Origin of the sequence: Hyunsoonleella flava (assembly GCF_004310325.1) — a bacterium.
Lineage (GTDB): Bacteria > Bacteroidota > Bacteroidia > Flavobacteriales > Flavobacteriaceae > Jejuia > Jejuia flava.
Window position 1 is genome coordinate 69,163 of the sequence record NZ_SIRT01000014.1, and the last position, 12,780, is coordinate 81,942.

Here is a 12,780-nt window from a genome sequence, read left to right on the forward strand (position 1 = left end):
TTAAGCTACCTCTTGCTCCTTTAAAAACTGAACTTCATACAAGTTCTTATAGTACCCGTCTTTCTTTTTCAGCAGTTCGTCATGGGTGCCTTGTTCCACAATTTCGCCAGCATCCATAACCAAGATTTTATCCGCTTTTTTAACGGTGGCTAAACGGTGCGCAATAACAATAGACGTTCTATCCTTAGTAATTTTATCGGTAGCATTTTGAATGAGTTGCTCTGAATAGGAATCCACAGAAGACGTGGCCTCATCTAACACCAAAATACTTGGGTTGGTAACATAAGCCCTTAAGAACGAAATTAACTGGCGCTGACCAGAAGATAACATCACACCACGCTCTTTAACATTATAATGATAACCGTTAGGTAAAGTACTGATAAATTCATGCACACCAATAGATTTTGCAGCTTCAATAACTTGCGCTTCGGTAACCTCAGGATTATTTAAAGTAATGTTGTTCAAAATAGTATCGGCAAACAAAAACACATCCTGCAATACCACAGCAATCTGAGTTCTTAAAGATGCTAAAGTAACACCCTTGATATCTTTACCATCAATGGCAATCACACCATCCTTAATCTCATAAAACCGATTCAACAAATTTATAATTGTAGACTTTCCAGCACCCGTAGCTCCTACAATGGCGATGGTTTGTCCTGCTTTTACATCAAAAGAAATACCTTTTAATACTGGCTCATCTTCCACATAATTAAACCAAACATTTTTAAAAGCAATATCACCTTTAAAATGTTCTGCTTCATGTGTGCCATGGTCATCAATTTGAGACGTAGTATCAAGCACTTTAAAAACTCTTGTAGCCGCCACCATTCCCATTTGAAGTGTGTTGAACTTATCCGCAATTTGGCGCAATGGCCTAAACAATTTTGGAATAAACATGATGAAGGCCACCAAAACACCTTGAGACGCAGTGTCGCTTAAAGCATTGCCCAAACCTCCAAAATACACCACTAAACCGATAGTAATGGACGACGATAATTCTGCAATAGGAAAGAAAATAGAGTTATACCAAATCGTTTTTAACCAACCTTTTTTATGGCGTTCGTTAATCTGTCTGAACTTTTCATTTTCAATATCCTCTCTGGCGAACAATTGTAAAATTTTCATCCCCGTTAAACGCTCCTGAACAAAGGAATTTAAGTTAGACACCTCGGTACGCACCTCCTCAAAAGCCTTTTTCATGTACTTTTGAAATAATCGTGTAGCGTAAAGTACTATTGGCAACATTCCAAACACAATCAATGTTAGCTTCCAGTTCATGTAAAACATGGCTCCAGAAACAACTATCATCGTCAACAAATCCTTAAAAATCTGAAACAAGCCTTGACCGAAAATATCCGCAATACGCTCCATATCAGTAACCGATCGTGTAATCAACACCCCAACCGAAGAGTTATCGTAATACTTCATCTTAAAACGTAGTAAGTGATTAAACAATTTCACCCTTACGTCCTTTACAACATGTTGTCCTAACCAACCCGAATAAAATATAAATACCAATTGAAACAAAAACTCCAAGAACAATAAGCCCACCATAATTAGTACAAAACCTAAAAAACCAGCTTCAAGCTTATTAGTCAGGTTTTCATCAATGGCTTGCTGCAACAAATACGGAGTAGCCACACCCAACGCCGCTATAATAAGTACCGAAATAAACACCGTGATAAACACAGTTTTATAAGGCCTTATAAACCTAAACAAGCGCTTAAACAGCGTTACATCAAATATTTGCTCCTTCTTCTTTGTCATTTATAATTTTATCGTTTCGGGGTACGCCACCTCGGTTAAATACAACCCATGTGCAGGTACCGAATAGCCCGCTTCACTCCTATCTTTAGAGGCAATAATCGCACGAAAATCATCCAACGAAATTTTCCCCAGTCCAATATTAATCATCGTACCCACAATGGCACGCACCATATTGCGCAAAAAGCGGTCAGCCGTAATGGTAAAATGTAACTCATCGTCGCGTAAAAACCATTTTGCCTTCATGATATCACAATAATACGTTTTTACATCGGTATGTGTTTTCGAAAAGCATTGAAAATCCTTATACTCAAATAAAATTTTGGCCGCCGCATTCATCGCTTCCATATCCAGCGGTTGCTTTAACAAATATGCGTTACGATGCGCAAACACGTTTTTCTTAAACCCCACGCGATACAAATAGCTGCGCCTTATTGCATCAAACCTCGCATGTGCCTCTGGCTGAACCTTAAAAATAGCAGCCACAGCAATATTAAACGGCAAAAACGAATTCAGTTTATACACCAAGTCCGTTTCGGTAAACGTCGCCTCAGTATCAAAATGCGCAAACATCTGTTTCGCATGCACGCCCGCATCCGTTCTACCGGCACCAACCACGGCAATTTTTTCATTCAATACTGTAGACAGTGCATCCTCTAAAACCTCCTGGACCGTTATGGCCTTTGGCTGAATTTGCCAACCATGGTAAGCCGTACCATTATATGAAAGCTCAATAAAATATCGCAATACCCAACGCTTTTGTGAAGCTACAAAGATAGAGAGATTTATAGTTGTGGTAAAGTGTGTTGTCTTAATTAAATATTAAAAAAGATTTTATAATTTGGGCGTTACCACGCCACGAGCGTGGTCGGGCTTTCGGCAGTCGCTCCCTCCTATGTCGGGGAGCTTCAACAAATGCCTCAATCCCTAACGCGGGTGTGTTTGCCATTTCCTGTTCTAGTCCGTAACTAATTTTTTCCTTACTAAGTTACCTAAAAAGTAAAAAATGAATAATAGCACAATCATTATTACCAACAAGAAAAAGGAATTTACCAATACACTCTGAATACCCAAAGCATTGACGTCCAAGAAAGGATAAGGGTAAAAATCTGAAAAACTGCCCCGAATCAATACAAAGGTGATATAGATAATAGGATACAGTAACCATTTCAAGAGGATTTTTAGTGCAACAACATCTGTTTTAACAGATAGCCCCCAAAGTATCAAAGCGCCCAGTGGCACTACGGTATGATGTATTTCACTTAAAATCATGGTTAATCCTTCAGGATTCCAAATGGGTTTAAGGGCAATATGATAAACAATACCTACAATCAAAATAAATGCTGTAAGCGCGGTTAGCGTTTCGGCTTTGGTAAATAGTGAAGGCTTATCTTCTTCTTTTTTTAATAGCTGTTTTGTGCAATATATGGTGACTAATACATTGGTAAGAATTGTAAAATAACTAAAAAACTGAATGGTAGATTCTAATGCAGAAAAATCAAATTCCGTTATTCTTAAATACAAACGGATAATAAGGGTTAACCAACCAAGTATTGCCAGTATTAAAAGGATTGTTTTTTTCATGTAGCGACTTAATTATTTGTTTTCCCAATATAGCGAAGTTATGGATTTATATAAATAAAGCTAACTTTTGTAGTTTGTATCTACTACATCAGAAAGTTTTAATAAACCTTTGCAGGTGTTATCGAAGTATACCTAATTGCTGATGTTGGTATTTGCAGGCTTGAGGAATAAATATTATAGATATGATTTTTGAAAAGGTTCGTTTAACGGTTTGTGTAAGGATAGTTGCGCGTGCGAGGAACTAACTTACTAAAAATGGAACGAACCAGAGGAAAATCCGCAGGATTTTCCGAGTAGGCAAGAACCAAGCAATTATTTTTACACGGTGTTATGGGCTGGATTTAATCTTTTATAAATTCTTTCATAGAAATCAAAATTACATAATAAAACCTCTTAACTAAATCCTCTTTTTCAATTCCGCTTGGACACCACAGTGGTTCCTCTTTCTCTTTCTCTGAATTAGCATATAGGAACATTAATGGTTTTGTATGTTCAATTTTAATAAACCCTAAACTATCAATTTCCTCTTTTGCAGAATAAATAGCACTCATATCGAAAGTAGACTTTCCAGTCAAACTAAAATCATGCTTTGACCCTATTCCATGTGATTTTATTTTTAGTGATATTAAAGAGTCTTTTTTATGAAAATAAAACCTATGGAAATAGATTGAGTCACTATCTTTTTTGGGAACAAGATAGTTAGAAGCTTCAATACCATATTTTTTAAATTTTTCTTTTGTGTCTTTTACGAGACTTATTTTGTTAATCATTTGCCCATTTTCGAACTCCTCAATCACTATATCATATATTTGTTGAGAATTTTGTTCTACGGGAAACTTAAATGTATAAAATCCCAGTTCACTGGTTATTGATTCTAAATCCGTTTTATCATACTCAAAATCATTATTTGTTCCTTGAGAGAAAAGGCAAAAGGGGATTGAGAAGGTTAATAGAAATAAGAAGGTTTTTGATTTCATGTTTTATTATAAATTAATTTAGTTTAATTGTTGTGAAACGTTCTGTTCATCTTGCCCATAACTTCTCTGGATATACGTCGTTTTAATGACTTATATCCAACGTTAAACGAAGTTCGACAATTTTTCTGACAAAGTCAAAAGAACAATGCATTACTTTTTACAAGCATAACACCGAGATTATGTAACTTTACAAACACAGGATTAATATTAAAATATCGCAATAAATATAGCATAAGTGACAAAAATCCTCCTGCTTTCCGACACCCACAGTTACATAGATAACGACATACTAAAATATGTAAAACAAGCTGATGAGGTGTGGCATGCAGGCGATATTGGCGATTTAAAAGTTACCGATGCCATTAAAGCCCTAAAACCTTTACGAGCAGTTTATGGTAATATTGATAATGCTAAAGTTAGAGTAGAATTTCCAGAACATAATAGGTTTACCTGCGAAGAGGTTGATGTTTGGATGACACATATTGGTGGCTATCCTCCAAAATACAATGCGCGGGTTTCGGAAACCTTAAAGCAAAACCCACCACGATTATTTATTTGCGGACATTCGCATATTTTAAAGGTAATGCCCGATAAAAAGTTAAACTTAATACACATGAACCCTGGTGCTGCTGGAAAACATGGGTTTCATAAAGTGCGGACCATGCTACGTTTTACAATTGACGGAAAAAAAATTGATGATTTGGAGGTTATTGAATTTCCGGTAAGACATCCAAAAAATTAAGAGCCCCTCCTAAATCCAACCCAAAAAGGGAGGACTTGCTTACTGTTGTGGCATGTTTTTACCAAAAAACTATGCTTTTAAAAATTTTTATAAAGCTGAATGTCTCCTTCTCTTTAGGAAGGTTGAGATGTGCTTTACTTTGAGAGAATTAAGGGAGACTTTTCTCTTAATTAGTTGTAAATTTGCAAACTTATTTAAAAACAGAAAATAGTATTAGATATGAGTGCAGTAAAAGAGAATGATACAGTAAGAGTACATTACACAGGAAAACTAAGCAACGGACAGGTTTTTGATAGCTCGCTAGAAAGAGAGCCACTAGAGGTTACTTTAGGACAAGGAATGCTTATTCCTGGTTTTGAGAAAGGTATGATTGCTATGAAAGTAAACGAGAAGAAAACGATTAACATTCCAGTTGCTGAGGCTTATGGTGAGGTACAAAAGGAATTATTTTACGATGTAAAAAAGGAACAACTTCCTCCAGAAATGACACCTGAGGTTGGCATGGGATTAGCGTCTAGAGGTGAAGATGGTAGAGAGATACAGTTTAGAGTTGCTGAAGTTTTAGAAGATCATATAGTTGTTGATGCTAACCATCCGTTAGCGGGACAGGATTTAATTTTTGATTTAGAGCTTGTTGAGATAAAATAAAAAGAGAAGCCCATCCTAAATCCTCCCCAGTTGGAGAGGACTTGCTTACTCCTATACAAAGGGATTACGAAGATAAAAAACGGCCTGAAACATATTTTCAGGCTTTTTTGTGTTCTTAGTTTTATTGATTACTTGCCTAAGCAAACATGGAACACCTTGATAAAAGCTAAACCTTGCCGGATAGGTGCGTTAGGGATTGAGGGATTTGTTGAAGCTCCCCGACGCAGGAGGGAGCGACTCCCGAAAGCCCGACCCGACCCAAGGAGGGTAACGCCCAAATAAAATATTTAATAAAGAGTTTTGAGTGTTTCCCTCCTTCGGAGGGATTTTGGTCGGCCACATACCCATCTCTTCAGCGGGATTAGTTCAACTATCTATTTTGAATGCGTTGCTTTGCAACTTTTAAAAATAGGATTTCACTAAAAAAAGCCCAAGATCTTCACCTTGGGCTTACGCACTAATACTACTAAGATGTTAGGTTTAACGCAATCGATCTACAGATTTTACAAGATCTTCATCCTTTTTAATGGCTTTATTGGCCAAGGCCAAAAACACGATAGAAATAATAGGAAGAAACATCCCAATACCTTTCTCTGAAACCTCAGTTTCTCCAGATAAATTTAGAGATAGATACACGAAAAATCCTAGTAAAAAAAAGTTTAATATTATGTTAAGGCGCCCCAATACAAATTGAAGCTTCCTGTTTTTAAATAAAAAAATAGTGATTAATGACAACGCTCCCGATGCTAAAAATGCCGCGAAAAACGGTAACTTATCTTTTGCGAAAACAGTGGTGCCCTCATTCGTTATCCATAAATGGAACACGAATATGAGCCCTAGCGCACTGGCCGCTGCCAATAGTAAATATACCGTTTGAATACGTTGTAACATGTTACTTTTATAATCTGGAAGGCAAAAATAGTAGTTTCTTTATTAATTTGACAGCTTAAATTAAAATAAAGTTGTATTATTGCAGTAATAATTCTCAACAATCGCCAATTCAGGTTGTTAATTCTTCAGAATAAAAAATCTATTTTTTTTCAGAAAACTCAAATTTTATATTCAATATAATAGCATACAACTAAACATTCATGTTTGAAATTTCACAATTAAAAGAAAAGAAACTTACTGATTTACAAGATATTGCAAAGCAATTAAGTATTCCAAAATTCCGCTCGATGAAGAAATTGGATTTGGTGTATCAAATATTAGATAAGCAAGCAGCAGATCCTAAAGTAGTAAAAGAAGCGGTACCTACCCCAGACGCAAAAACGGAACAACCTGCTAGAAAACCTAGACAGCGCGTACAAAAAGAGCATAAAAATGATTCTAGCCCGAAGGACAGTAAAGCGTCTGATAATGGACAGGAAAAATCTGCTGATAAAGACTCGTCTAACGACAGCCAAAAGCAAAATAACAACCAACAGAACAGAGGGCAACGCGATAACAAGCAGCGTAACCAGAACCAAAGACGCGACAATAACCACCAGCATAAAAACCAGAACCATAAGAATAAAGGCAACAATGGCAATAAGGATAATAGAAACCGTTACCGAGAGCCTGATTATGAATTTGATGCCATTATTGAAAGTGAAGGTGTTTTGGACATCATGCAGGATGGTTACGGGTTTTTAAGGTCTTCGGACTACAATTATTTATCGTCTCCTGATGATATTTATGTATCACAATCGCAAATTAGATTGTTTGGTCTTAAAAAAGGCGACACAGTTTTAGGACATGTGCGCCCACCGAAAGAAGGTGAAAAGTATTTTCCTTTAATTAAGGTGAGTAAAATTAACGGTCAGGATCCTAATGTGGTGAGAGATCGTGTTGCTTTTGAGCATTTAACACCGTTATTCCCTGAAGAAAAATTTAATTTGGCAGAACGCCAAAGCACCATTTCTACTAGAATTATGGACTTGTTTGCTCCTATTGGTAAAGGGCAGCGTGGTATGATTGTATCACAACCTAAAACTGGTAAAACCATGTTGCTTAAGGATGTAGCCAATGCTATTGCAGCGAATCATCCGGAAGTATATCAAATGATTTTATTGATTGATGAGCGTCCTGAAGAGGTAACTGACATGCAACGTAATGTGCGTGGAGAAGTTATTGCTTCTACTTTTGATAAGGAAGCCCATGAACACGTAAAGATTGCCGATATTGTTTTAGAAAAAGCAAAACGATTGGTTGAATGCGGACACGATGTAGTGATTCTTTTAGATTCTATTACACGTTTAGCACGTGCTTATAACACCGTGCAACCTGCATCTGGTAAAATATTATCGGGTGGTGTTGATGCTAATGCATTACACCGACCAAAACGTTTCTTTGGTGCCGCACGTAACATTGAAAACGGTGGTTCTTTAACCATTATAGCTACTGCACTTACTGAAACTGGATCTAAAATGGACGAGGTGATTTTTGAAGAATTTAAGGGAACTGGTAATATGGAGCTTCAGTTGGATAGAAAAATATCTAACCGTAGAATTTTCCCTGCTATCGATCTTACGTCTTCAAGTACGCGTCGTGATGATAAGTTATTAGACGAAAATACAGTACAACGTATGTGGGTGATGCGTAAGTATTTAGCAGATATGAATCCTGTGGAAGCTATGGAGTTTATTAACGAGCGCTTTAAACAGACTAGAAATAATGAAGAATTTTTAATTTCCATGAATGGATAATTAAGAAGTTGACTAACTCAAATTAACTATGGCCCTAGCATATTTTGTTAGGGCTTTTTTTGTGTTGAAAACTTAAGATTGGAGTGGTTTAAATAGTTTATTTTAAACTTCGTAAAATAAAATCTACTTTCTTATCCGTGTTTTTATTTTCGGCATAGGAATCTGTGATGTGTTTTGAAGGTACTGCAAATCCTTTTTTAATTAACGATTGAATTTCATCAACATAATCTAAAGACACTTTTCCTGTTAAAAGCAAATTCAAATCTTTCCCAGAATGGTAATAATCATAAATCTTTTTAAGACCAGAGAGGTATAAATAGTCCTTTGTGAAGCCACCTCCACGATGCGCCCTAAGTGTTATGTAAAATGCACTTTCTCTATCTAAATCATAATTGTTATGCAACAATCTAAAGGTTCTTGAAAATGGATAGCCTTTTGCTAAACTATCCACGGCTATCACCCGATATGCTAGTTCTTTAAGACGTGTTACCGTTAAATTATTGCTCATATATTCTGAAAACACCGCTAAGCCTTCTTGAGTTTCTTCATTATCAGGAAAACCATGAGAAAATATTTTTAATGGGTGCAACAACCCATTCATGGTAGTAACCATGTGTACTCCAATTTCATGGTTGGTTAATACCGCAAGTTCATTTTCTGAATAGGTGTGATTCGTATTTAACACCAAGGTTTTAATGTTATTTAAAACCATGGCAATTGCAGAAATCTTATCAGAAAATTCTATGTTGTAACTAAAGTCGTATTTTTTTGAAAACTCCTTAAAAAAGATTTCAGAATCCTTTGCTGAATATTTTGGTTGAAAACGCTCAAGGTCTTTATTTTCATCTTCAAAATGAAGAATAAATTTAGCATTTTCAACATCATTTTCTGTTGGTGTCCCAAAACAATGTAAACTATTAAAATAAAAATGTTTACCATTCCCGATATTTTCAATGCATTGAATGAGTCCAGAGTAGGCATAAATAATATCCTCGTAAAGATTACGAATATCAATGTCTTCAATTTGCTCTAAGGGTTGTGTAAACAGCTCTCTATGAAGTTTGAATTTATCAAAATTGATATTAGGATACTTAAACACCGGATCGGTTAGGTACTTCGATGCAAAAAAGCGTTCTTTTTCTTCTTCTATATTTATAGGGTTGACGTAGCTCAATAATTCGATTTGCTTCACCAACTCATCAATGCGCTTATCAATCTCCAACAATGCTTTTGTGCTTGTGCTATTATCCACCATCATATTTAGCCCAATTATATTTTTATATTCTGAATCAAGTCCAGAATGATAAGTTTAATTTTTGAATGTTTCATAAACATATTCAGCATGCCTAGGAATTCGAGTTTTCAATTCCTCTTCTACAGTTTCAACCACTTCAGGGAAAATAACTTGCTCATATTCATCGCAATAGACCTTTGCTATTTCGGTTGCCAAAACTAAGGTATTTTTAAAGTTTTTAGTAATATATTTTAAGAAATATCCATTGCCTTGAAATGTATCATTTATTAAAGACGTAGATTTTATGTCATTCGGAAATTTAATTTCAGAAAGACTCTGTCTCCAATCTTCTATGACGTCTCCAAAACGCGCATTATCAATATTACTTGTACCCAAATTCCAAGTGGGTACTGCCCTATCCCAACGTTTCCAGTTATAGCTGTGCATGTCATAAACCGTACAAAATCCAAATTTTTTCTCTAGAGTTTCAATTAAAGCATGCACTACCTTGTAAAAATTTACATGCTTATTCAAACTTTTGGTTTTCATATCTTCTGAAAGTGGTTGATGCCACAATTGCTTACCCCAAGCAGTTTCAAAAACGGCATCTTCGGGCGCACGGTTTAAATCATATTCAAAGCGTGAATCACAACCCGCAATCAGTATAGGGTGTGATTGTACCATATTTTTGGTTTCAGGGTCTTCCTCGTACCAGCGCTCATATTCGGTATGGATACAATTCTCCCAAAGTTCTTTTCTAAATTGATGTCCGTCATGAATCGCCGCACACGCATAAGGCACGTATTTATCAATTTTTATAGTAAACGAATAGTCGGACGCTACGGCTTCAAAGATTTCCTCAGATTGTATTTTTGAAATTATTTGTGTTACGGTTAACCTATCCATCCTTCAAAATCCTTTTCAAATTAGCATAAACCGCTTTTTCCATATCATCGTATTCGCCATCAGCAAATGCCATTAATTTGATATCGGCAAACAAATCAGCAAAATCATTTCGGTAATAATTGTTTGCTTTAACTGCCTCTATGATATTTTGGATACATTGGTAATCATTATCTTTTTTGAATTGCTCATAAACCCGCTTATATACATCCTTTTCCACGCGCTTTAAGATATACTCTTTCTCTTTCCACGTTTCACTAAGATCTGAATGTAAGACATAAATTAAAATGTATGCCAACACTTCATCTTTTGTCGATGTTTTTGGTTGTTCCATATTACCTGAAGTTAAGGTTCCGAATTCTGTCCATGAGCCATCATAGACAGATATGTTTTTATGACCTGAAATTTCTGCACCTAAAGCTAACACACATGCTGTAATACCTGAACCGCAAGAAAAGATGATGTCTTCATCTTTTTCAGCTACCATATAAAAAGACTTCTCAATCTCCTTTTTTGATTTTAGTTTACCATTTTCCAATAAATCCGTGAATGGCAGATTTATAGAATTGGGAATAGTTCCTCTGCGTAAACCTTCCCTGGGCTCAGGAACGTCGCAATTGAATCTTGCAGCAGACCGTGCATCAACTATATTATGGGTTTTAAATGTTGAAGCGTTTTTTATATCATCAAAAAACTTCATGAAGTTAGGCTGAAGATTTGCTTCAAAATCACCTAAGTCACCTTCATAAACTTGCATATATTCCGTTGGAAAACCTGCGTTTTGCCATTCTGGAAACCCACCATCCAATACGGCAATATTTTTAAAACCAAACGCTTTAAACAACCACCACACCCGGGCGCTAGAGTAAATACCTTTATCGTCATAAACCACAATTGCGCTGTCATTATTTATACCTAATTTTCTTGCTTCTTGTTGAAATTGCGCTGCCGAAGGAAATGCACTAGGAAAGGGATTTGACGTATCGCTGAACTTTTTTTTGATATCAAAAAATCGTGCTTTTGGTATTTGTAAGGACATCGCATCAAACGCTTTAGCGATGGTGCCATCCAACACTATCAGATTTTTAGCTTCTAAATTATCGTGAAGCCATTGTACTGAAACTACTGGCGATGTTGTTCTGATATTCATTTTTTCTTTTAATGAGACTACTGTAAACTGTGATTGCAACTGTAAACTACCTAAGCATCTTGAACAGCCTTACGCAACCTAGTTCGTCTATCAAAAGCTTGTAGTTTATCCAGTACCTTCATCTCCAAGAAATCAATAACCTTCTCCTCTATTTTTGTTTTAAGCTTATAGACTTTATTGATATACGTAATCCCACCAGGAGACATTACATTTACCTCAACCAGCTTTCCGCCTATAACGTCAATACCAACAAAATAAAGTCCGTCGTTTACCAATTTTGGCCCGATTTGTTTGCATAACGCCTTTTCCTCTTTAGTTAAGCTATGTTTTTGTACGCTACCTCCAGCAGAAACATTAGAGCGATGATCGTCACTTCCCGGAACACGTTTCATGGCGCCCACAGGCTCTCCATTCAAAATCAAAATACGAACATCACCTTGGTCGGCGCCTTCAATATAATCTTGAAGAATCACATAACTTGAAGAACCATCACTATTTGTAATATAAAAATCCAGCAAAGAATTAATATTGCTCATTGCAGATTTTTCAATCAAAATAACACCAGAACCTCCAAAACCATTCAAAGGTTTCAAAATCATTTTATCAGCGGTAGATTCCTTAATTTGTTTGATTAAATAGCGCTTACTTTTTGATACATGCGTAGCAGGAATAATATTGCTATGTGCATCGCCAAATGCAGCAGTATATAATTTGTTATTTGCTTCGCGCATACCTTCCAATGAGTTCATAATAAAAACGTCATCCTTGACAGAATCCAGAAAATTTAGCATAATGGGATCCAAAGGTGGGTTTGCTCTGAAGAAAATAACGTCAAACCCCGCCAAGGGCAACATTTCTTCTCTAATTTTTACCTTATTGTAAAAAGATTTTAAAGAAGAAGGTGTTTTTTCCATGCGGTTAATCACCGAGCAATTTGCTGTGGTAACACTGTTCCGTATGGTTAAATCTGCGGGAATACACATGGCAACACCATGATTTCGTTTTACACATTCTTTTATAAGCGCAAGAGTTGTATCATTATCAGGATCAATATTTTCCCAAGGATACATGATGAAGCAAATATTCAT

Annotated in this window: 12 protein-coding genes; 3 read left to right on the forward strand and 9 right to left on the reverse strand. The window is 36.1% G+C overall.

What is annotated here, in order from left to right:
* The 4 genes from EYD45_RS14320 to EYD45_RS14335 all read right to left on the reverse strand — a co-directional run bounded on the left by EYD45_RS14320 (nt 1) and on the right by EYD45_RS14335 (nt 4,328).
* Complete coding sequence (locus EYD45_RS14320) at nt 1–1,770, reverse strand: ABC transporter ATP-binding protein (RefSeq protein WP_130965248.1); 1,770 nt, start codon at nt 1,768–1,770, stop codon at nt 1–3.
* Entirely contained in the window at nt 1,771–2,514 is a 744-nt protein-coding gene (gene truA / locus EYD45_RS14325) for a tRNA pseudouridine(38-40) synthase TruA (protein WP_130965249.1), read from the reverse strand. It lies immediately after the preceding gene.
* Nucleotides 2,515–2,724: 210 nt separating this feature from the next.
* Nucleotides 2,725–3,351, reverse strand: a complete 627-nt coding sequence (locus EYD45_RS14330; protein WP_130965250.1) for a Pr6Pr family membrane protein — start codon at nt 3,349–3,351, stop codon at nt 2,725–2,727.
* 341 nt (nt 3,352–3,692) lie between these two features.
* On the reverse strand, nt 3,693–4,328 hold the full coding sequence (locus tag EYD45_RS14335) for a hypothetical protein (RefSeq protein ID WP_130965251.1): 636 nt from the start codon (nt 4,326–4,328) through the stop codon (nt 3,693–3,695).
* A 235-nt stretch (nt 4,329–4,563) separates the two neighbouring features.
* On the opposite strand from EYD45_RS14335, the gene EYD45_RS14340 reads away from it, so the two are divergent.
* On the forward strand, nt 4,564–5,070 hold the full coding sequence (locus tag EYD45_RS14340; RefSeq protein ID WP_130965252.1) for a metallophosphoesterase family protein: 507 nt from the start codon (nt 4,564–4,566) through the stop codon (nt 5,068–5,070).
* Between the two features lie 219 nt (nt 5,071–5,289).
* Nucleotides 5,290–5,718 carry an FKBP-type peptidyl-prolyl cis-trans isomerase gene (locus tag EYD45_RS14345; RefSeq protein WP_130965253.1) on the forward strand — a complete coding sequence of 143 codons (429 nt, stop codon included), beginning with the start codon at nt 5,290–5,292 and terminating at the stop codon, nt 5,716–5,718.
* A gap of 480 nt (nt 5,719–6,198) precedes the next feature.
* Here the strand turns inward: EYD45_RS14345 and EYD45_RS14350 are convergent, their stop codons facing one another.
* Complete coding sequence (locus tag EYD45_RS14350; protein ID WP_130965254.1) at nt 6,199–6,609, reverse strand: DUF4293 domain-containing protein; 411 nt, start codon at nt 6,607–6,609, stop codon at nt 6,199–6,201.
* Nucleotides 6,610–6,809: 200 nt separating this feature from the next.
* Between EYD45_RS14350 and rho the strand changes: the two genes are divergently transcribed.
* Nucleotides 6,810–8,405, forward strand: a complete 1,596-nt coding sequence (gene rho, locus EYD45_RS14355; RefSeq protein WP_130965255.1) for a transcription termination factor Rho — start codon at nt 6,810–6,812, stop codon at nt 8,403–8,405.
* A 97-nt stretch (nt 8,406–8,502) separates the two neighbouring features.
* On the opposite strand, the gene EYD45_RS14360 is transcribed toward rho, so the two are convergent.
* From EYD45_RS14360 to gshB, 4 genes are read right to left on the reverse strand one after another with little or no spacing between them, the layout of a single operon-like run.
* Nucleotides 8,503–9,663, reverse strand: a complete 1,161-nt coding sequence (locus EYD45_RS14360; protein ID WP_130965256.1) for a flavohemoglobin expression-modulating QEGLA motif protein — start codon at nt 9,661–9,663, stop codon at nt 8,503–8,505.
* Nucleotides 9,664–9,714: 51 nt separating this feature from the next.
* Complete coding sequence (locus EYD45_RS14365) at nt 9,715–10,545, reverse strand: N-formylglutamate amidohydrolase (RefSeq protein ID WP_130965257.1); 831 nt, start codon at nt 10,543–10,545, stop codon at nt 9,715–9,717.
* Nucleotides 10,538–11,692 (reverse strand): sulfurtransferase, encoded by a 1,155-nt coding sequence (locus tag EYD45_RS14370; RefSeq protein ID WP_130965258.1) that lies wholly within the window; start codon nt 11,690–11,692, stop codon nt 10,538–10,540. Before EYD45_RS14370 ends, EYD45_RS14365 begins: the two co-directional genes overlap by 8 nt.
* A gap of 50 nt (nt 11,693–11,742) precedes the next feature.
* Nucleotides 11,743–12,780 (reverse strand): glutathione synthase, encoded by a 1,038-nt coding sequence (gene gshB / locus EYD45_RS14375; RefSeq protein WP_130965259.1) that lies wholly within the window; start codon nt 12,778–12,780, stop codon nt 11,743–11,745.